Raw genomic sequence first — 25,776 nt, forward strand, 5'->3', positions numbered from 1 at the left:
CGTTCTCACTGCTCGCCGCCGCCCTGCTGGACCAGCTCGGGGCGGTACGGGTCTCCGCGTACAGCTGCGGGTTGGCGGTGCCGATCTTCGCGCTGGCCGCGCTCGTCGCCGGGGAGGCGACCCGCTGGCGGCTACCGACGGCGGCCGAGGCGGCGGCGCTCGGCTACCTGGCGGTGATTCTGACCGTGGTGGGGTTCCTGGCCTGGTTCACCGGGCTGCGCCGGCTCGGGTGGAACGCGCCGGCATGTTCATCGGTGTGCTGCCGGTCGCCACCCTCGTCTCGGCCGCTCTGCTCGACCGGGAACCGCCGTCGGCCGGGCAGAGCGTCGGCGTACTGATCGTCGCGACCGGCCTCGCCATCGGGTTGGGTCGAGATTCGCCGGACCGACCCCCCTCCCGCCGGGTAGTCGACGCCGCGCCGGTCGAGCCAGAACACCAGCAGGGCGTGCGGCGCGGTTAACCCGGCCAACACCGCGAAACCAGTGGACAGCCCTACTTCCGGCGTGGCCGAGACGGCGAACGGCACCAGGACAACCAGTACGGCCCCGGTAGGGATCGCCGCCTGGGCAGCGAACCGCCACATTGCCGGACCGAGCCGACCGGCGGCCAGGGTGGCAGCGTTGCCGGGGTCGGCCACCAGCAGCCGGGCCACATGCCGCACCGAGTGACCCGCCGCGAAGTAGGTGCCGAACGCCCACGCGGGCGGCACCAGCACGAACACGGCGATCAGCAGCCCGAGGTATCCGGCGTCACCGCGCCGGCCAGCCCGCAGGTCGTCGACCATGGTGGCGACCACCGCCGCGCCAGCGAGCGCTACGGCAGTCACCCGGGCCTCGGTGCTCAGGAGGTACGCCGAACCGGCGCCGATGCTCTCCAGCAGCGGATCAACCTGGTCCGGCCAGAGCGTCAGCGGCAGCAGCACCGGCGGCGCTCCGTAGGCGAGCACGGCGTACGGCCGAGTCGGTGTTCGTCGCGCGTCCCGTTGCCGGTGGAACGCCTCGTCACCGGCGCCGAAATGGACCATCGCGAGGATGAGGAAGGCGACGAACGCCGGACCGGGGGCGCGGTAGCAGATCCACCAGACGAGGACTGCGAGGCAGACGTACCCGACGAGTAGACCTGCCCGTGCTCGCCATTCGTCGGCGGCGGGTTTCAGCCAGGCCGGCACCAGATGGTCAACGGCACCGTGGGGTAGGCCGAGTAACAGCCCCACCAGCAACGGCAGCGTGGAATCGGCCGTTGATGTCGGGTGGCTCAGCACCGGCAGTTGGATCAGCAGCACCGCGCCGAACGCCGGGACGACGACCCGCCCGGCACGGCGCAGCAGCCAGCGGCCGGCACTCAATGCACGACGTGCAGCGCATCCCGGTTGGCGAACAACCGCAGCCGCCCCAGGTCGAACGCGCTCCACACGATCTTCATCAGCACCGTCAGGACCACGAACACCGCCGTCGTGGTGGGCTCATCGAACACGCCGAGACCGGCTGGCCCCACCAGCCAGACCAGGGTGAAGCCGAGCCACAGGGCGCTGAGCAGCGCCGCCAACTGGTTGAAGTGAGTCCGCATGTGGTCCGGCTGCTGGGCCGCCGCTCTGCGCAGCGGCCCCCAGATCACGGCATAGTTGGCGCCGAGCGCGAGCACGCCTACGCCGTAGGCGAGGTACCGCGTGGTCGGTTCGAGCGCCAGGTCACCGACCAGTCCGCAGAAGATCATGGGAACGCTGGTCACTACCACGAGGGCCACCAGGTCGGTCCTCCTGCCGGCCGACGCATGCGTTCCGACCAGCACCAGCGCGTAGCCGAGCAACGGGGCGGTGACGATCCAGTCGGCGTAGTACCCCCAGTGCACGGCATGGTCGCCGACCGTGGTCAGGGTGCCGCCGAGCGCCATCACCGAGTGCCAGATGGCAGACCAGATCAGGATGACGATCGCGAGCAGGTACACGGCGACCGGGACGCCCTTGGGCTCGCGCATCCAGCGGACGAAGTACAGCACGGCACCGAGCGCGACCACCACGAAGGACCACAACCACAACTGCGACACCACGAACCCTCCGCAGTCGGGAAGCCCGCCGGAACATCCTCCCAACGGTATCCCCTTGCCACGCTCTTGGTGGCCATTCGCAACATCAGCCGACCTGCCAGGTGCACCGTCCACCTAGGCTTGAGTCGTGCAGGCGGAGCCAGTGGCGTGCTCCGACCTGCCGGGCCGGGTGCGGGCGTGGGTCCGGAGAGCCTGTCGACGCGGCTGTGCACTTCCGGGCAGCGGTGGGAGAATCACCGATCATGAACGAGCAGGCCGGCACCGACGAGAGCATCCACGAACCGACCGACGGCGGTACGGCAGCACGCGCGCCCCGGCGGCAACGGTGGACCCGCCGCGCCCCATGGCTCGCCTTCGTCATCGCCGCCACGGTGCTCGTCGTCGACCAGCTGACGAAGATGTGGGCGGAGGCGACGCTGACCCGGGGCGAGCGGACCCCGCTGATCGGCGACGCCCTCGGCATTCAACTGATCTACAACCCGGGTGCCGCGTTCTCCTTTGGCGAGAACACCACGTGGATCTTCACCATCGCCGCCGCGATAGGCGTCGGCGTGACCGCCTGGTTCGCGTGGCGGGCCCGCTCCCGGGCCTGGGCAACGGCGCTCGGCCTGGTGCTGGGTGGGGCGTTCACCCATCTGCTCGACCGGCTGTTCCGGAAGCCGTCGTTCGGGCAGGGCCACGTCGTCGACTTCATCGCGTACTTCGACTGGTTCATCGGCAACGTCGCCGACATCGCGCTCTTCTTCGGCGTCGTCACGTTCCTCACCCTGGAACTGATCGGCATCCGGCTCCGCCCGGAGGTATCCGAGCCGACGACCGGTGACGGTGCCGACCGGTGACGCCACGCCACACCGCCGTCACCCGGTCACTGTCGTCACCCGGCCGCGGCGCGGACGGCGGCGGCGTACGCGAGGGCTGCCCGGCGTAACGCGCCTTCGGCGTCCAGGCCGTCGGCTCGGGCCTGCGCGACCAGCGCAAGCAACTGCGCGCCGAGCCGCGTCGACGGATCCGCCGCACCGTCCGGCTTCAGGTCGGCCGCGTCCGGCTGCGGCAGCGGTACGTCGACCCCAGCGCGTCCAGCCCGCCGCAGCACCTTGTCGGCCAGTGACAACGCCGGCTGGGCGAGCACGATCCCGTCCATCGGTGAGGCAGTGCCGCCCGCCTCGGAAGCGACACCCGACGCGGCCCGCTCGGCGGCCTTGATCCGCTCCCAGTTGTCGATGATCTCATCGACGTCGGCCACCGCGACACCGGCGAAGACGTGCGGGTTGCGGCGAATCATCTTCGCCACCAGGCCACCGGCCACGTCGTCGACGTCCCAGCGTTCACCGTCCGGCAGCTCCTGGGCGAGTCTGGCGTGCAGCACCACCTGCAGCAGCACGTCACCCAGCTCGTCGCGCAGCGCCGTCAGGTCACCGGCGGAGATCGCGTCGTACGCCTCGTAGCTCTCCTCCAGCAGATACCGCGCCAGCGAGTCGTGGGTCTGCTGCCGCTTCCACGGATCGCCGCCCGGTGAGACGAGCCGGTCGATCACCTCGACCGCGTCGAGCAGCCGGGCGCCGGGCGGATCCCAGGAGCCGTACATCAGCTCCAGCTCGGCCAGTGCGGGCTCGCGGGCCAGCCGCAGACCCAGCTGGCGGGCCAGGTCCTCGTCACCGGCCGGACCGGCCAGCCACACCGCCGTACCGTGCTCGGCGGCGGCCGCCAGCAGCGTCTCCTCAACCGACTCCGACTTCGGTGCCGGCACAGTGACAGCGCCACCGGCGACGCTGACCGCCGCGGCCAGCTCACTGTCCGCGGCGGCGAACACCGGAAACCGGCGTACGACGTCCCAGGCCTGCGCGGTGAGCAGCCCGGCCGGCAGCCGGGGCGAGGTGACCAGCAGGATGATCCGGGGGTTCACTGCCGTTCGGAGACCGTGCCCGAGTCGCCGTCGCCCAGCGGGATGCCGACCGCGATCACGTTGCCCTGAGGCGCCTGGAAGCTGAGCACCGGAAACTCCAGCGGACGGTACCGCGGGTTGACCGTCACGTCCTGCTCGGCGACCGCGTCGGCGAGCGCATCGCGGGCGGCCAGCGAGGAGCGCAACTGCTCACCGTCGAGCTGGCCGGCGGCCTCCTCGTCGGTGACCTCGTCCGGGATCACCCCAGCGGCCCGGCCCTTCTCGACCAGGTCGAACAGCTCTTCCCGGGTCGGCTGCACCTGGCCGCCGGCCTGCAGACCGACGATACAGGTCCAGGCCTGCGAAGCCGTCTGCCCGTACTCCGATGCGGGCGGCAGACCCAACTGCTCCGGGGAGACCGGCTGCGCGCCGCTCGGCGCATCGAGCTGGGCGCAGACGTCGGCGAGCACCAGAGCGCTGACCACCTGCTGCCGAGTCGGCAGCGGCGGGGCACCCTGCTGGTCGGCCTGCTCGCCGAGCTGGTCGGCCATGTCGTCGATGAGGCTGGTCACCTGCTCCTCGGTGTACTGCTCGTCGCCGACGTAGGCGGCGACCCCGGGCTGCGACCGACAGGCGGACAGTGCGGCGACCCCGACCAGGGCAATGACGGTGATCGACGCCAGACGACGGACACGCTGCATGGACGACACTCTCTCACGCACCCCTACCGGCCGGTGCACCGACCCGGGCACTGTCCGTCGACAGTACGACACCCGTGGTCGGCGGGTCACCGAGCACGTCGCGCAGCAGCTGGGCGCACCAGTCCAGCAGCGCCTGGTCGCGCAGCGGCTCGCCGCCGATCCGCCGGGTCGTCGGCCGGGGCACGCTGACCTGGTCGGCGGCCGACTTGTAGACCGAGTCCGGGTGGTAACGCCTGAGCCGCAGCTGCTTCGAGTCGGGCAGCACCAGCGGGGCGAACCGGACATGCTTGCCCTGCATCGACACGTCTGTCAGCCCGTACGCCTTTGCCAGCAGCCGGAACCGCGCCACCGCCACCAGGTTGCCGACCTGCGCCGGTGGTTCGCCGTACCGGTCGGTCATCTCGGCGACGACCTCCTGCAGCGCGGCGGCGTCGCGGGCCCCGGCCAGCTTGCGGTACATCTCCAGGCGAAGCCGTTCCACGCCGATGTAGTCGTGCGGCAGGTGCGCGTCGACCGGCAGGTCGACCTTCACCTCGGCGGCCTCGGCGTCGTCGGGCGCCTCGCCCTTGAAGTTCTGCACCGCCTCGCCGACCATCCGCACATACAGGTCGAACCCGACGCCCTCGATGTGGCCGGACTGTTCGCCGCCGAGCAGGTTGCCGGCGCCCCGGATCTCCAGGTCCTTCATCGCCACGTACATGCCGGCGCCCAACTCGGTGTGCTGGGCGATGGTGGACAACCGCTCGTGCGCGTGCTCGGTCAACGGCTTCTCGCGCGGGTAGAGGAAATAGGCGTACGCCCGCTCCCGACCCCGACCGACCCGGCCCCGGATCTGGTGCAGTTGGGCCAGGCCGAGCAGGTCGGCCCGCTCCACGATCAGCGTGTTCGCGTTGGGGATGTCGATGCCGGACTCGACGATCGTGGTGCAGACCAGGACATCGAACTCCTTCTCCCAGAAGCCGACCATCACCTTCTCCAGGGCGTCCTCACCCATCTGACCGTGCGCCACCGCGACCCGCGCCTCCGGCACCAGCTCCCGTAGCCGCCGGGCCGCCTTGTCGATCGACTCGACCCGGTTGTGCAGGTAGAAGACCTGGCCGTCGCGGAGCAGCTCGCGGTGGATCGCGGCGGCGACCTGCTTGTCGTCGTACGCTCCAACGGCGGTCAGCACCGGGTGGCGCTCCTCCGGCGGGGTGGCGATCGTCGACATCTCCCGGATGCCGGTGATCGCCATCTCCAGGGTGCGCGGGATCGGCGTCGCCGACATGGTCAGCACGTCGACCGAGGTGCGCAGCGACTTCAGGTGCTCCTTGTGCTCCACCCCGAACCGCTGCTCCTCGTCGACGATGATCAGCCCGAGTGCCTTGAAGCGGGTGGCCGACTGCAGCAGCCGGTGGGTGCCGATGACGATGTCGGCGGTGCCCTCGGCGGCCATGGTCAGCGTCTGCTCGGTCTCCTTGGGGGTCTGGAACCGGGACAGCTGCCGAATCTCGACCGGGAACTGGGCCATCCGCTCGGCGAACGTGTTGTAGTGCTGCTGGGCGAGCAGCGTCGTCGGCACCAGCACCGCCACCTGCTTACCGTCCTGTACCGCCTTGAACGCCGCCCGTACCGCGATCTCGGTCTTGCCGTAACCGACATCGCCGCAGATCAGCCGGTCCATCGGGGTCGACTGCTGCATGTCGCCCTTGACCTCGTCGATCGCCGCCAGCTGGTCCGGAGTCTCGGTGTACGGGAAGGCGTCCTCCAGCTCCCGCTGCCACGGGGTGTCCGGGCCGAACGCGTGCCCCTTGGCGGCCTTGCGGGCCGCGTACAGCTGAATCAGCTGGGCGGCGATCTCCCGGACCGCCTTACGGGCCCGGGTCTTGGCCTTCTGCCAGTCCGAGCCGCCCATCTTGTGCAGCGTCGGCTGCTCCCCGCCGACGTAGCGGGACAGCTGGTCCAACTGGTCGGTCGGCACGAACAGCCGGTCGCCGGGCTGGCCGCGTTTGGCCGGCGCGTACTCGATGACCAGGTACTCCCGGTCGGCGCCGTTGACCTTGCGCTGCACCAGTTCGATGTAGCGGCCGATGCCGTGCTGCTCGTGCACGACGTGGTCGCCGGCGCGCAGCTCCAACGGGTCGATGGTGTTGCGCCGCCGGCTCGGCATCTTCCGCATGTCCTTGGTGGACGCGCCCCGGCCGCCGCTGATGTCGGCGCCGGTGACGATGGCGAGCCTGGCCCGTTCGGCGAGGAAACCGTTGCCGACCCGGCCGCAGGTGACGATCAGCTCGCCGGCTTTCGGCGCGTTTGGCACGGTCTCGGTGAGGGTCGCGCCGAGCCCGGCGTCGCGCAGCACGCTGACCGAGCGCTGCGCCGGCCCGTGCCCCTCGAAGACCAGCACCACCGACCAACCGTCACCGGTCCAGCGCAACAGGTCGTCGACGACCCGCGCGGTCTCGCCGTGGTAGAGCGGCGCTGGGACGGCGGCCAAGGCCATCGCGTCCCCGACGTCCGGGCTGACGCTCACCGGGGCCAGCGCGTCCTCCCACGGCGCGACGTCAGACGCCGGGTCGGTCGCGCTGTCGGCTTCCGCCAGGCCGAACGGGGACAGCGTCCACCACGGCTGGTCGAGCGCGGCGGCCACCGCGCGTACCTCGGCCAGGGCGCGGAAAGCGGCCGCGCCCAGGTCGATCGGGGCCTGGCCACCGACGGCGGCCGCAGCCCAGCTGGCCTCGAGAAACTCCGCCGAGGTACGGACCAGATCGTGCGCCCGGGTGCGGATCCGCTCCGGGTCGCAGAGCAGTACGTGCGTGTCGGCCGGCATGCAGTGCAGCAGCAGCTCCATGCTGTCGGTGCCGTCGAGCAGGGCCGGGGCGAGGGACTCCATGCCTTCGACCGGGATGCCCTCGGCTAGCTTGTCCAGGATCTCGCCGAGCTCGGGGTGCTGCTGGGCCAGCTCGGTGGCCCGCCGCCGGACCGGTTCGGTGAGCAGCAACTCGCGGCACGGCGGTGCCCACAGGCGGTCGACGGCTTCGATGGTGCGCTGGTCGGCGACGGCGAAGGTACGGATCTCCTCGACGTCGTCGCCCCAGAACTCGACCCGGGACGGGTGCTCGTCCGTCGGCGGGAACACGTCCAGGATGCCGCCGCGAACCGCGAACTCACCGCGCTTGGTGACCAGGTCGACCCGTGCGTACGCCATCGAGACCAGCCGGTCGACGACCTCCTCCAGGCTGGCCGCCCGTCCCGGTGCCAGCTGGACGGGTTCCAGGTCACCGAGCCCTTTGAGCTGAGGCTGCAGCACGGAGCGTACCGGGGCCACGACCACCCGCAGCGCACCGGTCACCCCGCGCGCCGACTCGGCATCCGGATGGGCGAGCCTGCGCAGCACCTCCAGCCGCCGCCCGACAGTGTCCGAGCGGGGCGACAGCCGCTCGTGCGGCAACGTCTCCCAGCTCGGGAAGACCGCCACCTGGCCGGCCGGCAGCAGGTCACCGAGGGCGGCGGCCAGGTCGTCGGCCTCCCGGCTGGTCGCGGTGACCGCCAGCACCGGTCGCCCCGCCCCGCCCGCCTGCGCCTCGGCGGCCACCGCCGCGACGGTGAACGGACGCAGCGCCGGCGGCGCGGTGACATCCAACCCGTCCTTTTCCGGCGTGGCGATCTTGGCCAGATCCCGTACCCGGGTCAGGGCGGGATCGGCGAGGGCGGCGCTGAGCAGGCCGGCGAGCGCGGTCATGATCACAACCTTCGCGGTGGGATACGCCTTGCTGTGGTGCGCGCTTCGGCGGCGCGCACGCGACGACAACCCCACGCCCGGTCCGGGCGGGGGGTCAGGCCTACCAGCCTATCCGCCCACCGATCCGCCCTCACCCACTAACCTCGCCGGACATGGGCACACCGACCAAGAAACGGTTCGTCGAACTCAGCCACGTCGTCCGGGACGGCATGGTCACCTATCCGGGACTACCCGCCCCGGCGATCACCGAGTGGCTCAGCCGGGAGGCCTCGGCCGAGCGGTACGCGGCCGGCACCACGTTCCGGATCAACCAGATCACGATGATCGGCAACACCGGCACGTACCTGGACGCCCCGTCGCACCGCTGGTCCGACGGGGCGGACCTGGCCGGGCTGCCGCTGGAAAAGCTGGCTGATCTCCCCGGCGTGGTGGTCCGGGTGCCGCCCTCGACGCGAGCGGTGGACGCCGCGCTGCTGCGCCCGCACCTGGCCGGGGCTGCCGTCGTCGGCGACACGGCCGCCGGCGACGGTACGGCCGCCGGCGGCGCGGTGGCGGGGCGGGCGGTGCTGCTGGACACCGGCTGGTCGGCACACTTCGGCACCGAGCGGTACGCCGACCCGGACCACCCGTACCTGACGGCAGACGGGGCGGAGCTGCTGGCCTCGGCCGGGGTTGCCCTGGTCGGCATCGACTCGATCAACATCGACGACACCGCACCCTCGGCCAACGGTGCCCGGCCGGCGCACAGCATCCTGCTGGCCGCCGGGATCCCGATCGTCGAGCACCTACGTGGGCTCGGCGAGCTACCGGCGTACGGGTTCCGGTTCAGCGCCGTACCGCCGATGTTCGCCGGGCTGGACACCGCGCCGGTCCACGCGTACACCATCGTCGACTGACCGTACTGAACCTACGGTCGCCGACCGGCGACGCGCCGGCCTCGACCGTCAGCCGGCACCTCGTCAGGCTGCGCGGCGGCGTCGGGGCGCGACGTCGTCGCGCAGCAGTCGCGGGATGAGCCGGGTCAGGGCGAGCGCCTGCGCGCCGTCGACCGGCCACTGGTCGACGGCGCCACCGAGCCGAAATTCCAGTAGTACGCCGCCAGCCAGCACCGCCGCCGTACCGGTCGCGCCGGTCGGCTGCCTTCGGGCCGCCTGCGCTGGTTCGGCCGGGTCGAGTTGCCAGCGGCCGACGGCGACGTCCAGGCAGGGGTGCTCCGCTGCCGGGACGCGATGCAGGCGAGACGAGTGCCAGGCGGCGCTGTCGGGCGTGGTGGCGCAGTCGAGGCCGCGCAGACACCACGGCGGATGGGCACGCTTCGGTAGATTGCTCATGGGCCGGGGGTCCTTCCCGGTCAAGGCCCGGGATCACGGCGCGCCAACTCCACCCGGGCCGCCTACAATGTCCTGCTCCACCCGGTTGCGATCCAAGGAGAGCAGTACCGAGGTTACGACAGAGCGTCGACATTGTCGACACTGTCGACGTGATAGACGCTGTCGATCTTCAGTGGTCTACTTGGCGCTGCGAGCCAGGGAGACCAACCGACATGACCACGCCGAAGTACGAACGGGTGGCTTCCGCCATCCGAGCCCAGATTCGCTCAGGCGAGCTACGACCCGGTGACCAGCTGCCGACGACGCAAGGGCTCATCGAGCACTACGGCGTGTCGTACGGCTCGGTCAGGACGGCTCTGCTGATCCTCAAGGCCGAAGGTCTGATCGAAGGCCGCCAAGGCGAAGGTGTCTTCGTGCGGGAACAGTCGGATCGGTGACGTAACCGGCCGCCGGGGCAGCGGGAAGTCGTTCCTGGCCGGCAGGCTCTGCCGATGCCGGTCGCCGCCAGAATCCCCCGCGAGTTGAGGTTCGCCCCGTTCTCCGGCAGCCGAGCGGTGGCTGCTGGCCTGATCACCTGGCGGATGCTCCGCGGCCCTGCCTGGCAACGGCTGCTTCCCGACGTCTACGTGGAGGCAGCGTCGTACGACCCCGACGACCACCGGATGTGGTGCGAGGCGGTCGCGGTGAAACTGCCGATCGGCGGGGCGATCAGCGGGCTGAGCGCCGCGTACCTCTGCGGTGTCGACCTGCTTCCCCGCCGCAGCCCGGTGCACGTCACCCTGCCCCGATCGACTCGACCGAAACCCAACCGACAAATCGCGGTCACCTACGCCACGCTCGCTCCGACCGACGTCACGACGTTGTTCAACGACATACCGATGACCACCGAGGTGCGCACCGCGTTTGATCTGGGCAGGCTGCTGCCCCGCGCCGACGCACTCGCCGCACTCGACGCCATGTTGCACCGGCGCCTGCTGAGCCGCGAGGCCCTCACCCGCTACCTCGACACCAAAGCGGGTGCGCGCCTCGTTGCTCAACTGCGCGGACTCGTCGCGCTCGCCGAGCCGCTGGCCGAGTCGCCGATGGAGTCACGGCTCCGGCTCCTACTGCACGACGCCGGCCTGCCTCGCCCGACCCCACAGTACGAGGTGCGCCTTCCGCCGCCGGGGGTGGCGTCGTCGGCAGCGCGCCCCGGATCGCGAGGCCGCTTCATCGCCCGCGTCGACCTTGCTTACCCGCAGTGGCGGATCGCCATCGAATACGAGGGTGACCACCACCGGGAACGCATGACCTTCCGCCGGGACGTGACTCGCTACAACGCGCTGCAGGCGGCCGGCTGGTTGGTGGTGCGCTGCACGGCCGACGAGGTGCTCCGACAAAAAGAACAGCTCGCTCATAGTGTCCGCCGGGCGATCGCCGGACGGTCGCCGACCACAGCTGACGCCAAGATCATGTGAGCGCTATGGACGTCTCAGGGTCGCCGAGACGTCCATAGCGCTCACATGATCTTGCAGAGCGTGGACCCGACCTCGCCCAGACAACGGACAAGAGAAGCAGAAGCTCCGAAGAGCGCAGTAGGCGCAAGCAGCGGGAGGGGTTTTATAGGGACATTTCGGGACGGTACGCCGAACGTTGAGACAAGACTCACCAGTTTCCCCGTGGCCGGGGGGACGGCCGATAACATCCAAGTTGTCGGACAGCGCCGTCCTTCGTACTCGCGTGAGGAGTGCCCAGTGACTGAGCTGTCCGCAAACCCGATGCCCGACGCCCAGCAACTCGCCGCCACCCAACCCGCAAACGCCCAGCAACCCGGCGCCACCCAGGCCGGCAGCACGCAGGCCGGCACCGATGCTGCTGGCAGCGGTCAGGATCATGACGGGCCGGACGCGGCGCTGCGGGCCGACATCCGCCGGCTCGGCACCCTTCTCGGCCAAACGCTGGCCCGGCAGGAGGGCCAGCCGCTGCTCGACCTGGTCGAGGAAATCCGTACCCAGGTACGGAGCGACGCCGAGGCGGCCGCGGCCCGGCTCGCCGCGATGGACGTGACGACGGGTACGAAGCTGGCCCGCGCCTTCTCCACCTACTTCCACCTGGCGAACATCACCGAGCAGGTGCACCGCGCCCGGGACCTGCGCCGCCGCCGGGCCACCGAGGGTGGCTGGCTGGACAAGGCCGCGACCTTGATCTCCGCTCGCGGAGTGTCGGCCGACGAGATCGCCGCCGCCGCCCGCCGGCTCGCGGTACGCCCGGTGTTCACCGCGCATCCGACCGAGGCGGCCCGCCGGTCGATCCTGTCGAAGCTGCGGGCGGTCGCCGACGAGCTCGACGTGGAGATGTCCGAGGCGGTGCTGTACGGGGCCAGCGAACACGCCTCGTCGAGCAGCCGGCGCCTGGCCGAGCTGCTGGATCTGCTCTGGCAGACCGACGAGTTGCGGCTGGACCGCCCGGACCCGACCGACGAGGCCCGTAACGCCGTCTACTACCTGCGTGACCTGTACGCCGACGCCGCCCCGCAGGTACTCGACGACCTCGCCGACACGCTGCGCAGATTGGGCGTTGAAACCTCACCGACGTCACGGCCGTTGACCTTCGGCAGCTGGATCGGCGGCGACCGGGACGGTAACCCGTACGTCACCCCGGCGGTGACCCGGGACGTGTTGATGATCCAGCACGAGCACGGCATCCAGGCCACCGACGAGGCGATGGACGCGCTGATCAACGAGGTGTCGGTGTCCCGGCGGCTGCGCGGCGTCTCGCTGGACCTGTCGGCCAGCCTGGCCAAGGACCTGGACGCGTTGCCCGAGGTGGCGCCCCGGTTCCGGCGTACCAACGCGGAGGAGCCGTACCGGCTGAAGGCCCGGTGCGTGAAGGCGAAGCTGGCGAACACCCGGCTGCGGCTCAACCGGGGCACCGCGCACGTGCCGGGCCGTGACTACCGCGGCTCCGACGAGCTGCTGTCCGATCTGGAGCTGATGCGGGCGTCGCTGGCCCGCAACTCGGGTCAGCTGACCGCGGTCGGCAAACTGGCGTCTGCGATCCGCACGGTGTCGGCGTTCGGTCTGCACCTGGCGACGCTGGACGTACGCGAACACGCCGAGGCTCACCACGCGGTGCTGGCCCAGATGTACGCCCGGGTCGGCGAAGTGACCGACTACAACTCGTTGTCGCGGGCCGAGCGGACAAAGCTGCTGGCCGACGAGCTGACCGGCCGGCGACCGCTGTCCAGCATGGACGTTCCGTTGACCGAGTCGGCGCGCAAGACGTTCAACGTGTTCGGCACGATCCGCGAGGCGCAGCAGCGGTTCGGCCCGGAGGTCGTCGAGTCGTACATCATCTCGATGACGTTGGGCACCGACGACGTGCTGGCCGCTGCGGTGCTGGCCCGCGAAGCCGGCCTGGTCGACGTGCACAACGGGCTGGCCCGGGTCGGCTTCGTGCCGCTGCTGGAGACCCCGGCCGAGCTGGACTCCGGTGGCGACCTGCTGGACGAGCTGTTGTCGCTGCCGGCGTACCGGGCGATCGTGGCCGCGCGCGGCGAGGTGCAGGAGGTGATGCTGGGCTACTCCGACTCCAACAAGGAGGCCGGCATCACCACCAGTCAGTGGAAGATCCACCGGGCGCAGCGGGCACTGCGGGATGTGGCGGCCCGGCACGGCGTACGGCTGCGGTTGTTCCACGGTCGCGGCGGCACCGTCGGCCGGGGCGGCGGGCCGACGCACGAGGCGATCCTGGCCCAGCCGTACGGCACCCTGGACGGCTCGATCAAGGTGACCGAGCAGGGCGAGGTGATCTCCGACAAGTACACGATCCCCGCCCTGGCCCGGGAGAATCTTGAGTTGACGGTCGCGGCGGTGCTGCAGGCGACGCTGCTGCACACCGAGCCGCGCCAGCCGCTGGAGTTGCTGGAGAACTGGGACGCGGCGATGGACGTGGTCTCCGACTCGGCGTTCCGCTGCTACCGCTCGCTGGTCGAGGACCCGGACCTGCCGGCGTACTTCTGGGCGGCGACCCCGACCGAACTGCTGGGCGCGCTCAACATCGGCTCCCGGCCGGCGAAGCGGCCGAACACCGGCGCCGGGCTGGGTGGGCTGCGGGCCATCCCGTGGGTGTTCGGCTGGACCCAGTCGCGGCAGATCGTGCCCGGCTGGTTCGGGGTCGGCTCCGGGCTGGCCGCCGCCCGCGAGGCCGGTCTGTCCGACGTGCTGGGCGAGATGTTCGGGCAGTGGCACTTCTTCCGCACGTTCCTGTCGAACGTCGAGATGATGCTGACCAAGACCGACCTGAGCATCGCGCGGCGTTACGTGGAGACGCTGGTGCCGGGTCCGCTGCAGCCGATCTTCGACAAGATCACCGAGGAGTACGAACGCACGGTACGCGAGGTGCTGGCGATCACCGGCTCGTCGAGTCTGCTGCAGAACAACAACGTGCTGCAGCGCACCCTCGCGGTCCGGGACACCTACCTGGAGCCGCTGCACCACCTGCAGGTGGCGTTGCTGCGGCAGTACCGCGACTCGGGGGCGGCGACGCGGACGGTGGCGACCGCGCCGGGTGCCCGGCGGGCGCCGAGCGACAACACCGCGCTGGAGCGGGCCCTGCTGACCACGGTCAACGGCATCGCCGCCGGCATGCGCAACACCGGCTGACACCTGAGCCGGCGCACCGCAGACGTGGTGGGCTGGCGCACGGCAGACGCGGCCGGGGGGGGGGGGGGGGGGGGGGGAGAGAGAGAGGAGGGACGGAGTCCGTTCCCACAAGCGGGGGGGGGCCTTCCCCCCCCCCCCCGGGCACCCCCGATGCGAGCCGCTCGGTGCGGTCGGGTTCAGCTGGTTTCGCCGGCCACGCTGAACGAACGGAGCCGGTCGATGGCGAGCAGGGTGAACAGCACCGCGATCACTGCGGTCATGATCACCGATACGGTGACCGACACCTGGCCGTCGAACAGTGTCGTGGCGGCCATCCGGTCGGCGAAGGTGACCACGTACTGCTGGACGGAGAGCACCTGGGTGCCGGAGACGATGTTGCCCAGCAGCCCTTCCCAGATCAGCACGTAGACCAGGCCGAGCAGCACCGGACGGCGGGTGACCAGGCTCAGCGCCACGAACAGCGCCGAGTACGCCAGCGCTCCGGCGGCGCTCGCGGCGGCCAGGGCCAGGCCGAGGCGCACCGATTCGGCGAGCACCCCGGCGACGTACAGCGGCACCGCGACGGTCAGCGTGGTGACACCGAACGCGACGACGAGCTTCGGCAGCACGATCTGCCAGCGCGGCAGCGGCTTGCTGAGTACGTGCACGATGGTGCCGTCGTCGATCTCCGAACCGAGCACCCCGGTGCCGACGATCAACGCCACCACCGGCAGCACCACGGCCAGGCCGAGCGCGATCAGGACCGGCTGGGCCCAGTTACCCGGCGCGACACCGAGCCACCGGCACAGGACGGCGAGGGCGATCACCAGCACCGGCAGCGGCAGCAGGAGCAGGAACCGGCGGCGGCCGAACAGCCCACGCGCGGTGATCCACATGACGGTCGAGTTCACGGCTCTCAGGCCTCCACGAGGTAGGAGAAGACGCTCTCCAGGGATTCGTCCGACGGCAGCAGGCGGTGCACCCGGATCCCTTCGGTCAGCGCGATCCGGGGCAGGGCGCGGGTGAAGCTGCCGTAGTCACCGGCCCGTACGGTGATCCCACCGCCCTTGGGCAGGTCGACGCCGGTGACCGAGTCGTGGCGCAGCAGTGCCACCGCCAGGGCCCGGTCGTCGCTGGACTGTACGGCGAACACGTGCGGCCGGTTGGTCATCAGCCGCCGGATGCTGCGGAAGTCGCCGGAGGCGGCCAGCCGGCCGGCGACCATCACCTGGACGGTGCCGGAAACCTGCTCGACCTCCTCCAGGATGTGCGAGCTGAACAGGATGGTCCGGCCGGCGTCGCCGAGTGAGTGCAGCAGCGTCATCATGTGCATCCGCTGGCGCGGGTCCATGCCGTTGAACGGCTCGTCGAGCAGCAGCACCGTCGGGTCGTGCACCAGCGCGGCGGCGACCCGGGTGCGCTGGCGCATCCCCTTGGAGTAGGTGCCAATCCGCCGGTCCTGCGCCGGAGTCATCTCGACCAGCTCGATCGCCCGCCGGGCGGCGGCCGCGGGGTCGGCCAGCTTGTGCAGCCGGGCGCTGGCCAGCACGAACTCGTACGCGGTGAGGAAGCCGTGCACCGCCTCCCGTTCGCTGACCAGCCCGAGTTTGCGGTAGACGCCCGGGTTGCGCCAGGTCGGTTCGCCGTCGACGGTGACGGTGCCCCGCGATGGCGGCAGGAAGCCGGCCATCATGTGCAGCAGCGTGGTCTTGCCGGCACCGTTCGGGCCGAGCAGGCCGGTGACCCCGGCACCGAGGGCCATGCTGACATCGTTGACCGCGACGACGTTGCCGTACCAGCGGGACACCCCGGCGAGCTCGATCGCGGCGGGGCGGCCGGCGGGGCCGGTAGCGGCGGTGGCGCCGGTCGCGGCGGGCGTGGCCGGGGGCGTGGCGGCCGGGCTGGAGGTCGAGGTTGAGGTGGTCATCGACGGGCCGCCTTCCGGTAGCGGGCGATCAGGGCGGCGATGCAGCCGGCGATCAGGACGAGGGTGACCAGCCCGTACAGCGGGCCGAAGCCGCCGAGGTCCTGACCGGTGCCGGCCTCGGTCACCAGGGCGTCCCGGAACAGCCAGATCCCGGTGCCCTGCACCAGGCTGGACGGGGCGGCCAGCCCGGCGAGCTGGTTGGCGGTGACCGACGGCAGCACCGACAGCACGCCGACGATCGGGGTGGTCATCAGGAAGACGGCGACCACGCCGCCGGCGGCGAACGCCCGTTTGCCGGTCACCGAGGCGATGACCAGGCCGATCGCGCTGAACACGCCCGCCCAGAGCACGGCGTACGCCAGGCCCGGCGCGAGGTCGGTGACCTCGTCCCACACCCCCGACCAGCCGGCGTCGGTGGTGAACGCGCCGCCGAGGAACATCACCAGCTGCGGCGCGCCGAGCAGCATGAACACGGCAGTGGCCAGTGCGGCGAACTTGGCCAGCGGGTAGTCGACGAGCCGCAGCGGCCGGGAGAAGTACAGCGGCAGTACACCGCTGCCGAGGTCGCGGGAGACCAGTTCGGGGGCGACCACCGCGACGAAGAAGATCACCAGCCAGCTCATCGTGTCGGCGAACTGCGCGTAGCTGAGCAGCACCTGGCCGATCTGGGCGCGGACGGCCACCAGGCCGGCGGCGGCGACGACCACCACCCCGACGATGAACCAGGGAAAGATCTTGGCCTTGGCGCTGCGGCCGAGGCCGAAGGCGGTACGCAGACTGTGCGCGTAGAGCGCGCCGACGACGTGCCGGCGACCGAGCCGGGCTCCGGTGTAGCGCTGGTATCCGATGTCGTGGATGACGCCGCCCGGCGCAGCGGTCGAGGTGCTGCCCGCAGCGGCCAGGCCGGCCGACGTCGGCCCGCTGCCACGGGCGGCGGTGAGCTGGTCAGACGTTGACACGGGAGTCCTCCGTGGTGGCGAAGAGTTCGGCGACCCGGTGCCGGCGCTGGTCGAGCCGGTGCAGCGGCAGGTCGAGTTCGACGACCGCGGTGAGAATCCGGTCGTACGCGTCGGAGCCGGTCTCGGCGGGCACCAGCAGCAGCTGGCCCTCCCGGCTGACCGGCAGGTCGGCCGCGGCCAGCCGGGCGGCCAGCGCCTCGGTGCCCTCGCTGACCTCGATCGCCAGCACGTCGCTGGCGGTGGTCATGTCGGACAGTTGGGCGGAGCGCAGCAGCCGACCGCCGTCGATGGCGATCAGCGAGTCGCAGATCCGCTCCACCTCGCCGAGCAGGTGCGAACAGACCAGCACCGAGATGCCGAACTCGGTGCCGATCCGGTGCACCAGGGCCAGCATGGCGTCGCGGCCGGCCGGGTCCAGGCCGTTTGTCGGCTCGTCCAGCAGCAGCAGATCCGGGTCGTGCACCAGCGCCTGGGCCAGTTTGACCCGCTGCTTCATGCCCGTGGAGTAGCCGCCGATCTGCCGGTAGCGCTCCTCGTAGAGCCCGACGTGGCGCAGCGCCTCGGAAGCCCGTTCCCGGGCCGCCGCGCGCGGCAGGCCGCTGATCCGCCCCAGGTGGGTGACGAACTCTGCGGCGCTGAGGTCCGGTGGCAGGCAGTCGTTCTCCGGCATGTAGCCGACCCGGGCACGGACCGCGTCGGCGTCGGTGGCGGGGTTCAGCCCAAGTACGCGGGCCTTTCCACTGGTCGGCGCGAGCAGGCCGAGCAGGATCTTGATCAGGGTCGACTTGCCGGCACCGTTGGCCCCGACGAGGCCGACGATGCCGGGCTGGACCTCGACGGTCAGGTCGGCCAGGGCCGTCACCCGCCCGCCGTACGTCTTGGTCAGCGCATCGGTCGCGATGAGAGTCACCCGGCCAGCGTATGGACTGCCGGCACGTCGTGGGATGGGGTTTCCCCCTGGAGGTTCCCTGAGGAGCACCCACGCCCTGCCATTAGGGGTGACACCACGAGCCCGAAGCCAAGCGTTGCTCTGGTTCGGCCCCGGGCGAGCCGTCGACATCCCGCGATGATGGTCGACATCCCGCGATGGTGGCAGAACTCGCCGTGCCAGTCTCGACCGACGGCCGGACGGCTGCGAAACTGTGAGTTCGATCCATTTGGGGGGTGTGATGACCGACGGCTGGGTGCTGCCTGACGACGTGCTACGGGACGCGCCGGCGTACACGCCGCGGCCGTTCGAGCTGGCCGACCTTGAGCTGATCCTGTCCGAGGCGTACGCCCCGCTGACCGGCTTCCACACCCGGGCCGATCTTGCCTCGCTGCGTAGTCGCGGCCGGCTGGCCGACGGCACCGCGTGGCCGGTGCCGGTCACCCTGGAGGTGCCGGCCGGCCTGGTCGCCGGGCTCGATCTGACGAATCCGCTGCTGCGGGTCCTGGTGCTCACCGACCCGGAGGGCGCGCCGGTGGCCGCGCTGGAGGTCACCGACGCCTGGCCGAGCCGGGAGGGCTTCTCAGCGGTCGGCGGCCGGGTGCGCCAGCTCGGCGACGGCACCGGCGGGCCGTTCCAACGGCTACGGCGCAGCCCGGCGGAGGTACGCGCGCTGCTGCCCCCGGGACGGGTGCTCGGGGTCATCGCCGACCGCCCGTTGCACCGACCGCAGTTGGCCCAGATCGCGCACGCCGCCCGTACCCTCGCCGCGCATCTGCTGATCCTGATCCCGGTCGCTGACGGCGGGGTCAGCGGGCTGCCGCCGGAGGTGCTGGTCCGCAGTGTCTTCGCGGCCCGGGACCGGATGCCACCGGCGACGCTGGTCGCGGTGCCGTTGACCCGGCGCGGTGACGAGATCCGGGACGCGCTGCTGCGGGCCCGGGTGGCCGCCGCGTACGGCGTCACCCATCTGCTGTCCACCGGCGAGATGCTCTCCGGCGGCGGCCCACGGGTGCTGGTGCCCCGGGAGTTGGCCTACGACAACCGGGACGGTCAGTGGCGCTGGCGCGACGACATCCCGCCGCGCAACCGGCGGCTGGCGCTCGACCAGGAGGAGATCGACGACCTGCTGGACCGGGGTTTTCCGTTGCCGGAGTGGCACACCCCGCCGGCGGTGGCCCGCGAGCTGGCCCGGGCCCGTCCGCCGCGCCGGCACCGTGGCCTGGTGGTGTTCTTCACCGGGCTGTCCGGCTCCGGCAAGTCGACCATCGCCCGGGGGGTGGCGGACGCGCTGCGGGAGAGCGGCGACCGGACCGTCACGCTGCTCGACGGGGACGTGGTACGCCGGGAGCTCTCCGCCGGGTTGACGTTCTCCAAGACGGACCGGGACCGTAACGTCCGTCGGATCGGCTGGGTCGCGTCCGAGGTCGGTCGGCACCACGGGGTGGCGATCTGCTGCCCGATCGCACCGTACGCCCAGGCCCGGGCGGTGGCCCGGCAGATGGCGAACGACGCCGGAGCCGGTTTCCTGCTGGTCTGGGTGGCGACCCCGTTGGAGGTCTGCGAGAGCCGTGACCGCAAGGGGTTGTACGCCAAGGCGCGGGCCGGCCAGCTGACCGGGATGACCGGGATCGACGATCCGTACGAGGAGCCGACTGATGCCGACCTGGTGCTGAACACCAGTGAGATGAGCATCGAGCAGGGCGTGCAGACGGTGCTGCAACACCTCACCGAAACGGGTTGGGTGGAGCCGCGACTGAAGTCGGCCTGACCCACGACATCCTCCTTTGTCGCCTTTTCTGCAGATGACGGCAAGTCAGCCGAGAGGCCACGCTTGTCCGGGTAGCGGCAGCGTTATCCGATAGATAGCGTTTTACGCTGCTCAGGCAGGACAGCCGCCCAGGCAGGACAGGAGAGGCGACATGCCGTTACGCAGTCGGATTCCCGAGCCGCTACGTCGGATCGTGCCCACCCGGTCCTGGTCGTACGGGCGGTGGACGGCCCCGAACCGGGTGCTGCCGTCGTTCCTGATCTGCGGCGGGCACCGGTGCGGGACGGCCGGGCTGCACCGGATGCTGGCCGCTCATCCGCTGGTGCTGCGGGCGGCCCGGCGCGACGGGGTGAGCTTCTTCGACACCTCGTACGAGCGCGGCATCGACTGGTACCGGGGGCACTTCCCCCGCCAGCGCGCCGCCCGCCGGTTGCAACGACGCCACGGCGGCACCGCCAGCGCCTTCGAGACCAGCACCTACTACCTCTACCACCCGTACGCCGCACTGCGGATCGCCCGGGACCTGCCGGACGTGCGGCTTCTGGTACTGGTCCGCGATCCGGTGGACCGCGCCTGGTCGCACTTCCGGGTGGAACGGCTGGCCGGGCACGAGCCGGAGCCGTCGTTCGCTCGGGCGCTGGCGCTGGAGTCCGCGCGGCTACGCGGGCAGGAGGAACGCCTCGGCGTAGAGGCCGGGTACCGCAGCTTCGCCCACCAGCACCACGCGTACCGCCAGCGCGGCGAGTACGCCACCTACCTGGACCGGTTGGCCAGCCAGGTGGGTCGGGAGCGGATCTGCCTGGTGGAGGCCGAACGGCTGTGGACCACACCGGCCAGGGTGTACGGCGAGGTGCTGGACTTTCTCGGCCTGCCGAGGCTGGACGAGGTGCCGTGGCTGCCGCGGCCGACGGACTCGCCGGCCGTGGTCGACGGAGCACCCGGCGCACCGTCCGACGGTCTGCCGGTCGAGCCGCCCGGTGCCCGTACCCGTCGGGAGCTGGCCGACCACTACGCCCCGCACGACGCACGGCTCACCGACTGGCTCGGCCGTCCGCCGGTCTGGCGCAGCGCGGTGGCGGAAGCGTTCCGCTGACCCGGCTTCACCCAGCCATGAGCTCGTCGCCTACCCGGCCGGGGAGGCACTTCCGTTCGGCCGCACCTGCGCGATAGTGTTCGCATCTGTTGGATTGAGTGCGAGCCGGCGGAGGCAGGACGTGGTGCTGATGCTCGCGCCGCAGCGCCAGGCGGCGATCCTGGACCGGGTCCGGGCCGCCGGCGGAGTACGGGTCACCGACCTGGCCGTCGAGTTCGGCGTCTCGGACATGACGATCCGCCGGGACCTGGACGTCCTCGCCGACCGTGGGCTGCTGGCCAAGGTCCACGGCGGGGCCACCCTGGTCGATCCCGGGGCCACCGACGAGCCCGGGTTCGTGGCGAAGTCCGCCCGGCAGCAGGCCGAGAAGGCGGCGATCGCCGCGCGCGCCGCCGACCTGGTCGTCGCCGGCGGGGCGGTGGCGTTGTCGGCCGGCACCACCACGGTGGAGCTCGCCCGCCGGCTGGTCGACGTCCCCGGGCTGACGGTGGTGACCAACTCGATCCCGGTGGCCGACGTGTTCTACCGCGACGGTCGGGGCGACCGGACGGTGATCCTCACCGGTGGGGTGCGTACCCCCTCGGACGCGCTGGTCGGTCCGGTGGCCGTGACCGCCCTTCGCGACCTGCACGTGGACCTGCTCTTCCTCGGTGTGCACGGGATGAGCGAACGGGCCGGATACACCACCCCGAACCTTATGGAGTCCGACACCAACCGGGCGTTGATCATGGCGGCGGCCCGCCTGGTGGTGCTGGCCGACCACACCAAGTGGGACGTCGTGGGCATCTCCTCGATGGCGGAGCTGGCCGCGGCCCAGGTGGTGGTCAGCGACCCCGGACTACCCCCGCCGGCCCGCGACGTGCTGGCCGGACACGGCGTCGAGCTGTCGATCGCCGACCCACACCGATAGGAACTCAGCGCCGTGAAACGCAGTGCGGTACGGCTCGCCGACGGGCGGGAACTCCTCTACTTCGACGAGCGGGACGACGCCGTCCGGGAAGGCCCGGACCGGCGGGAGCTGCCGCCCCCGCCGCCCGCCTCGGAGCTTCGCTACGATCCGTTGACCGACGAGTGGGTGGCGATCGCCGCGCACCGGCAGACCCGGACCTTCCTGCCGCCGACCGACCAGTGCCCGCTGTGCCCGTCGCGGCCCGGCCGGTCCAGTGAGATTCCGGCGTACGACTACGACGTGGTGGTCTTCGAGAACCGGTTCCCGTCGCTGAGCGACCGGGTCGGTGACGGGACGGCCGGCTACCCCGGTGGTACGCCGTTCACCCCGACCCGGCCGGGTCTCGGGCGCTGCGAGGTGGTCTGCTTCACCGCCGAGCACGGCACCTCGTTCGCCGCGCTGGCCCCGACCCGGGTCCGCACCGTCGTCGACGCGCTGGCCGACCGGACCGCCGAACTGTCCGCGCTGGACGCGGTGGAGCAGGTGTTCTGTTTCGAGAACCGCGGCGTGGAGATCGGGGTGACCCTGCATCACCCGCACGGGCAGATCTACGCGTACCCGTTCGTGCCGCCGCGTACCCGGTCGATGCTGGCCGCCGCCCGACGGCACGCCGAGGCGACCGGCGGGCAGAACCTGTACGCGGACGTACTGGCCGCCGAGCGGGCGGCCGGGGTACGGGTGGTGGCGGCCAACGACCGGTGGACGGCGTACGTGCCGGCGGCGGCGCGCTGGCCGTTCGAGGTGCACCTGGCGCCGCACCGCCGGGTGCCGGACATCGCCGCGTTGGACGACGCCGAACGGGACGCCTTCGGGCCGCTCTACCTGGATGTGCTGCGCCGCTTCGACCGGCTCTTCGACAGCCGGCAGGGTACGCCGTACATCGCTGCGTGGCATCAGGCGCCGGTGCGTCACGAACGGGAGCTGGGTTACCTGCATCTGCAGGTGTTCACCATCCGGCGGGCGGCGGACAAGCTGAAGTACCTGGCCGGTTCGGAGTCGGCGATGGGCGTGTTCATCAACGACGTCCGGCCTGAACAGGCGGCGGCGCTGCTGCGCGACGCCTGACCGGGCCGGGACGCGTTCCACCGGACCCGACGTGTCTGACCGCGCCGGACGTGGTTGCGGGGGGCCCGGGACAGGGCCCCCCGCAGGGAAGGGACGGCAGGCTGCTGGTTCACAGCCGAGGATCGACCGTCAGCGTCATGTTGCTCAGGGCGACCGCCACCGGAAGATCCCCTTGGACGCGACTGGCACCACGTCCACCCTGTTCAACGATTCGCCGGAGGGTCCGGTGACGGTGCCGGCCGAGTGCTCGGACGCTCAGCCCCGAGGGCTCAGGCGCCCAGCCGCTTGGCCAGGTTGCCGTCGAGAGCCGCCATGAACTCGTCGGTGGTCAACCACGGAGCGTTACGGTCGATGAGCAGCGCCAGGTCCTTGGTCATCTGACCCGCCTCGACGGTCTCGACGCAGACCTGCTCGAGCGTGTTGGCGAACTCGGTCACCGCCGGAGTGCCGTCCAGCTTGCCGCGGTGGGCCAGACCCCGGGTCCAGGCGAAGATCGACGCGATCGGGTTGGTCGACGTCTTCTCGCCCTTCTGCCACTGCCGGTAGTGCCGGGTCACCGTGCCGTGCGCGGCCTCCGCCTCCACCGTACGGCCGTCCGGGGTCATCAGCACCGAGGTCATCAGCCCCAGTGAACCGAAGCCCTGGGCGACGGTGTCCGACTGCACGTCACCGTCGTAGTTCTTGCAGGCCCAGACGAAGCCGCCCTCCCACTTGAGCGCGGCGGCGACCATGTCGTCGATCAGCCGGTGCTCGTAGGTGATCCCGGCGGCGGCGAACTCGGTAGCGAACTCGGCCTCGTACACCTCGGCGAAGATGTCCTTGAACCGGCCGTCGTACGCCTTGAGGATGGTGTTCTTGGTCGACAGGTAGACCGGGTAGCCGCGGTCCAGGCCGTAGCGCAGCGAGGCACGCGCGAAATCGCGGATCGACTCGTCGAAGTTGTACATCCCCATCGCGACACCGCCGCCGGGGAAGTTGGCGACCTCCATCTCGACCGGGGCGCTGCCGTCGGCCGGGGTGTAGGTGATGGTCACCGTGCCCGGCCCGGGCACCACGAAGTCGGAGGCCTTGTACTGGTCGCCGTGCGCGTGCCGGCCGATGATGATCGGCTTGGTCCAGCCGGGCACCAGCCGGGGGACGTTCGACATGATGATCGGCTCGCGGAAGACCACGCCGCCGAGGATGTTCCGAATGGTGCCGTTCGGGGAGCGCCACATCTTCTTGAGGCCGAACTCCTCGACCCGGGCCTCGTCGGGGGTGATGGTGGCGCACTTGACGCCGACGCCGTGCTGCTTGATCGCGTTCGCGGCGTCCACCGTCACCTGGTCGTCGGTCTCGTCGCGGTACTGGATCGACAGGTCGTAGTAGTGCAGGTCGACGTCGAGGTAGGGCAGGATCAACTGCTCCCGGATCTGCTTCCAGATGATCCTGGTCATCTCGTCGCCGTCGAGCTCGACGACCGGGTTGGTTACCTTGATCTTCGCCATCGACCGGCGCTCCTCTCGGAAACTCGTGTTAGCAGTACGAGCGTACTGGATTGCCGAACGCGGTGCGCAGCGGGCGGGACGAACGAGGCACTGCACACGTCGGGGCGGGCACCTGGATGCCCACCCCGATCGTCACGCCCGTACGGCTCAGAGGTCGGCCACGTCCGCCTGCTTGGCCCGGACCGCCTCGGCGGCCTCCTTCAACGCGGCCAGTTCCGTACCGGTCAGGTCGGTGGTCACCACCCGACGGACGCCCTCGGCCCCGAGCTCAGCCTCCACGCCCAGGTAGACGCCGTCGATGCCGTACTCCCCGGTGACCCAGGCGCACACCGGCATCACCGCGCCGGAGTCCTCGGCCACGGCCTTGGCCATCCGGGCCGCCGCCGCCGACGGCGCGTAGTACGCCGACCCGGTCTTGAGCAGGGCGACAACCTCGGCCCCACCGTTGCGGGTCCGGACCACCAGTTCCTCGATCTTGTCCGCCGGCAGCAGCTCGGTCAGCGGCTTGCCGTTCACGGTGCACCGTGACGGCACCGGCACCATGGTGTCACCGTGCGAGCCGAGGGTCAGCGTGCGTACGGTCGCCACTGGTACCGCCAGCGTCTCGGCGACGAAGTGGGAGAACCGGGCGGTGTCCAGCATGCCGGCCTGGCCGAGCACCCGGTTGCGCGGGAACCCGGTGGCGATCTGGGCCAGCGCGGTCATCTCGTCGAGCGGGTTGGACACCACGATGACCACCGCGTCCGGGGCGTACCGGGCGATGTTCTCCGCGACGCCGCGGACGATCTTGGCATTGACCTCCAGCAGGTCCATCCGGCTCATCCCCGGCTTGCGCGGCAGGCCGGCGGTGACGATGACGACGTCCGAGCCGGAAATCACCTCGTAGCCGGAGCCGTCCACCCCGGTGGTCGCACCGACGACCTTGGTCTCGAAGCCCTCGATCGGCCGCGACTGGTTGAGATCGAGGGCCAGTCCCTCGGGCTTGCCCTCGATGATGTCGGTCAGCACGACGGTGTCGAAGACGTCGTACTCGGCCAGGCGCTGCGCGGTCGTCGAGCCGTAGAAGCCGGCCCCGACGACGGTGACCTTCTTGCCCATTGTCGTCTCACTCCCTGCTACCGGGCGAATTTGACGGGACCGTATCAGCCAGGTAACGGCTGAGCGGGCCAGGGGCGCGCCCGGAGACCCACCTCACGCCCGCCACGCCGGTCGACTCGCCGACCGACGTTCCCCAGCGGGGAAGGCACGTTCCCCCAAATCGACGACATTGGGTCAAACAACCACACCGGGTAGCCGGGCA

21 protein-coding genes are annotated in these 25,776 nt (G+C 71.0%); 9 read left to right on the top strand and 12 right to left on the bottom strand.

The window, feature by feature from the left end; all coding sequences use genetic code 11:
- Positions 1 to 163: 163 nt before the first annotated feature.
- Positions 164 to 1,345, bottom strand: a complete 1,182-nt coding sequence (locus ACXAHD_RS11075; RefSeq protein ID WP_281551784.1) for a Brp/Blh family beta-carotene 15,15'-dioxygenase — start codon at positions 1,343 to 1,345, stop codon at positions 164 to 166.
- Positions 1,342 to 2,046: a bacteriorhodopsin gene (locus ACXAHD_RS11080; RefSeq protein WP_281551785.1), complete on the bottom strand. Its 705-nt coding sequence runs from the start codon at positions 2,044 to 2,046 to the stop codon at positions 1,342 to 1,344. Before ACXAHD_RS11080 ends, ACXAHD_RS11075 begins: the two co-directional genes overlap by 4 nt.
- 239 nt (positions 2,047 to 2,285) lie before the next feature.
- On the opposite strand from ACXAHD_RS11080, the gene ACXAHD_RS11085 reads away from it, so the two are divergent.
- Positions 2,286 to 2,882 (top strand): signal peptidase II, encoded by a 597-nt coding sequence (locus ACXAHD_RS11085; protein ID WP_281551786.1) that lies wholly within the window; start codon positions 2,286 to 2,288, stop codon positions 2,880 to 2,882.
- 35 nt (positions 2,883 to 2,917) lie between these two features.
- Here the strand turns inward: ACXAHD_RS11085 and ACXAHD_RS11090 are convergent, their stop codons facing one another.
- The 3 genes from ACXAHD_RS11090 to mfd are packed head-to-tail and all read right to left on the bottom strand — an operon-like array spanning position 2,918 to position 8,344.
- Positions 2,918 to 3,946, bottom strand: a complete 1,029-nt coding sequence (locus tag ACXAHD_RS11090; RefSeq protein WP_281551787.1) for a nucleoside triphosphate pyrophosphohydrolase — start codon at positions 3,944 to 3,946, stop codon at positions 2,918 to 2,920.
- Entirely contained in the window at positions 3,943 to 4,626 is a 684-nt protein-coding gene (locus ACXAHD_RS11095; RefSeq protein WP_281551788.1) for a hypothetical protein, read from the bottom strand. The genes ACXAHD_RS11090 and ACXAHD_RS11095 overlap by 4 nt, the downstream gene beginning before the upstream one ends.
- Before the next feature lie 13 nt (positions 4,627 to 4,639).
- A complete protein-coding gene (gene mfd, locus ACXAHD_RS11100) occupies positions 4,640 to 8,344 on the bottom strand; it encodes a transcription-repair coupling factor (protein WP_475050232.1) in 3,705 nt (1,234 codons plus the stop codon).
- A 152-nt stretch (positions 8,345 to 8,496) separates the two neighbouring features.
- On the opposite strand from mfd, the gene ACXAHD_RS11105 reads away from it, so the two are divergent.
- The gene (locus ACXAHD_RS11105; protein ID WP_475050235.1) at positions 8,497 to 9,240 is read left to right on the top strand and encodes a cyclase family protein; all 744 of its coding nucleotides are present in this window, start codon (positions 8,497 to 8,499) and stop codon (positions 9,238 to 9,240) included.
- A gap of 63 nt (positions 9,241 to 9,303) precedes the next feature.
- Here ACXAHD_RS11105 and ACXAHD_RS11110 read toward each other — a convergent pair whose 3' ends face one another.
- Entirely contained in the window at positions 9,304 to 9,675 is a 372-nt protein-coding gene (locus tag ACXAHD_RS11110; RefSeq protein ID WP_281567257.1) for a hypothetical protein, read from the bottom strand.
- 212 nt (positions 9,676 to 9,887) lie between these two features.
- On the opposite strand from ACXAHD_RS11110, the gene ACXAHD_RS11115 reads away from it, so the two are divergent.
- From ACXAHD_RS11115 to ppc, 3 genes are all read left to right on the top strand, one after another.
- Positions 9,888 to 10,112, top strand: a complete 225-nt coding sequence (locus ACXAHD_RS11115) for a winged helix-turn-helix domain-containing protein (protein WP_278173860.1) — start codon at positions 9,888 to 9,890, stop codon at positions 10,110 to 10,112.
- Positions 10,113 to 10,166: 54 nt separating this feature from the next.
- Positions 10,167 to 11,132: an endonuclease domain-containing protein gene (locus ACXAHD_RS11120; RefSeq protein ID WP_475050239.1), complete on the top strand. Its 966-nt coding sequence runs from the start codon at positions 10,167 to 10,169 to the stop codon at positions 11,130 to 11,132.
- Positions 11,133 to 11,408: 276 nt separating this feature from the next.
- The gene (ppc, locus tag ACXAHD_RS11125; protein WP_281551795.1) at positions 11,409 to 14,318 is read left to right on the top strand and encodes a phosphoenolpyruvate carboxylase; all 2,910 of its coding nucleotides are present in this window, start codon (positions 11,409 to 11,411) and stop codon (positions 14,316 to 14,318) included.
- 176 nt (positions 14,319 to 14,494) lie between these two features.
- On the opposite strand, the gene ACXAHD_RS11130 is transcribed toward ppc, so the two are convergent.
- Genes ACXAHD_RS11130 through ACXAHD_RS11145 form a run of 4 tightly spaced genes read right to left on the bottom strand, consistent with a single transcriptional unit; the run spans position 14,495 to position 18,093 of the window.
- Positions 14,495 to 15,193 (bottom strand): ABC transporter permease subunit, encoded by a 699-nt coding sequence (locus ACXAHD_RS11130; RefSeq protein ID WP_123606025.1) that lies wholly within the window; start codon positions 15,191 to 15,193, stop codon positions 14,495 to 14,497.
- Between the two features lie 20 nt (positions 15,194 to 15,213).
- The gene (locus tag ACXAHD_RS11135; RefSeq protein ID WP_281551796.1) at positions 15,214 to 16,224 is read right to left on the bottom strand and encodes an ABC transporter ATP-binding protein; all 1,011 of its coding nucleotides are present in this window, start codon (positions 16,222 to 16,224) and stop codon (positions 15,214 to 15,216) included.
- A complete protein-coding gene (locus ACXAHD_RS11140; protein ID WP_281555717.1) occupies positions 16,221 to 17,126 on the bottom strand; it encodes an ABC transporter permease in 906 nt (301 codons plus the stop codon). Before ACXAHD_RS11140 ends, ACXAHD_RS11135 begins: the two co-directional genes overlap by 4 nt.
- 43 nt (positions 17,127 to 17,169) lie before the next feature.
- Positions 17,170 to 18,093, bottom strand: a complete 924-nt coding sequence (locus ACXAHD_RS11145) for an ABC transporter ATP-binding protein (RefSeq protein ID WP_281551797.1) — start codon at positions 18,091 to 18,093, stop codon at positions 17,170 to 17,172.
- 259 nt (positions 18,094 to 18,352) lie between these two features.
- On the opposite strand from ACXAHD_RS11145, the gene cysC reads away from it, so the two are divergent.
- The 4 genes from cysC (at position 18,353) to galT (ending at position 22,989) form a co-directional block, all read left to right on the top strand.
- Positions 18,353 to 19,882 carry an adenylyl-sulfate kinase gene (gene cysC, locus ACXAHD_RS11150; RefSeq protein ID WP_281551798.1) on the top strand — a complete coding sequence of 510 codons (1,530 nt, stop codon included), beginning with the start codon at positions 18,353 to 18,355 and terminating at the stop codon, positions 19,880 to 19,882.
- 151 nt (positions 19,883 to 20,033) lie between these two features.
- The gene (locus ACXAHD_RS11155; RefSeq protein ID WP_475050245.1) at positions 20,034 to 20,975 is read left to right on the top strand and encodes a sulfotransferase domain-containing protein; all 942 of its coding nucleotides are present in this window, start codon (positions 20,034 to 20,036) and stop codon (positions 20,973 to 20,975) included.
- A 130-nt stretch (positions 20,976 to 21,105) separates the two neighbouring features.
- On the top strand, positions 21,106 to 21,885 hold the full coding sequence (locus tag ACXAHD_RS11160; RefSeq protein WP_281555718.1) for a DeoR/GlpR family DNA-binding transcription regulator: 780 nt from the start codon (positions 21,106 to 21,108) through the stop codon (positions 21,883 to 21,885).
- Positions 21,886 to 21,897: 12 nt separating this feature from the next.
- A complete protein-coding gene (galT, locus tag ACXAHD_RS11165; protein ID WP_281551800.1) occupies positions 21,898 to 22,989 on the top strand; it encodes a galactose-1-phosphate uridylyltransferase in 1,092 nt (363 codons plus the stop codon).
- Between the two features lie 269 nt (positions 22,990 to 23,258).
- On the opposite strand, the gene ACXAHD_RS11170 is transcribed toward galT, so the two are convergent.
- Entirely contained in the window at positions 23,259 to 24,476 is a 1,218-nt protein-coding gene (locus tag ACXAHD_RS11170; RefSeq protein WP_281551801.1) for an NADP-dependent isocitrate dehydrogenase, read from the bottom strand.
- 147 nt (positions 24,477 to 24,623) lie between these two features.
- A complete protein-coding gene (gene mdh, locus ACXAHD_RS11175) occupies positions 24,624 to 25,574 on the bottom strand; it encodes a malate dehydrogenase (protein ID WP_281551802.1) in 951 nt (316 codons plus the stop codon).
- Positions 25,575 to 25,776 lie beyond the last annotated feature (202 nt).

It is taken from the genome of Micromonospora sp. ABR4_055, from assembly GCF_056160425.1.

Bases quoted from the DNA above. Each gene is read 5' to 3' on its own strand.
- ACXAHD_RS11130 (WP_123606025.1), bottom strand. From the start codon at position 15,193: ATGTGGATCACCGCGCGTGGGCTGTTCGGCCGCCGCCGGTTCCTGCTC.
- ACXAHD_RS11115 (WP_278173860.1), top strand. From the start codon at position 9,888: ATGACCACGCCGAAGTACGAACGGGTGGCTTCCGCCATCCGAGCCCAG.
- mfd (WP_475050232.1), bottom strand. From the start codon at position 8,344: ATGACCGCGCTCGCCGGCCTGCTCAGCGCCGCCCTCGCCGATCCCGCC.
- ACXAHD_RS11170 (WP_281551801.1), bottom strand. From the start codon at position 24,476: ATGGCGAAGATCAAGGTAACCAACCCGGTCGTCGAGCTCGACGGCGAC.
- ACXAHD_RS11120 (WP_475050239.1), top strand. From the start codon at position 10,167: ATGCCGGTCGCCGCCAGAATCCCCCGCGAGTTGAGGTTCGCCCCGTTC.
- mdh (WP_281551802.1), bottom strand. From the start codon at position 25,574: ATGGGCAAGAAGGTCACCGTCGTCGGGGCCGGCTTCTACGGCTCGACG.
- ACXAHD_RS11110 (WP_281567257.1), bottom strand. From the start codon at position 9,675: ATGAGCAATCTACCGAAGCGTGCCCATCCGCCGTGGTGTCTGCGCGGC.
- ACXAHD_RS11135 (WP_281551796.1), bottom strand. From the start codon at position 16,224: ATGACCACCTCAACCTCGACCTCCAGCCCGGCCGCCACGCCCCCGGCC.
- ACXAHD_RS11155 (WP_475050245.1), top strand. From the start codon at position 20,034: ATGCCGTTACGCAGTCGGATTCCCGAGCCGCTACGTCGGATCGTGCCC.
- ACXAHD_RS11095 (WP_281551788.1), bottom strand. From the start codon at position 4,626: ATGCAGCGTGTCCGTCGTCTGGCGTCGATCACCGTCATTGCCCTGGTC.
- ACXAHD_RS11160 (WP_281555718.1), top strand. From the start codon at position 21,106: ATGCTCGCGCCGCAGCGCCAGGCGGCGATCCTGGACCGGGTCCGGGCC.
- cysC (WP_281551798.1), top strand. From the start codon at position 18,353: ATGACCGACGGCTGGGTGCTGCCTGACGACGTGCTACGGGACGCGCCG.
- ACXAHD_RS11105 (WP_475050235.1), top strand. From the start codon at position 8,497: ATGGGCACACCGACCAAGAAACGGTTCGTCGAACTCAGCCACGTCGTC.
- ACXAHD_RS11085 (WP_281551786.1), top strand. From the start codon at position 2,286: ATGAACGAGCAGGCCGGCACCGACGAGAGCATCCACGAACCGACCGAC.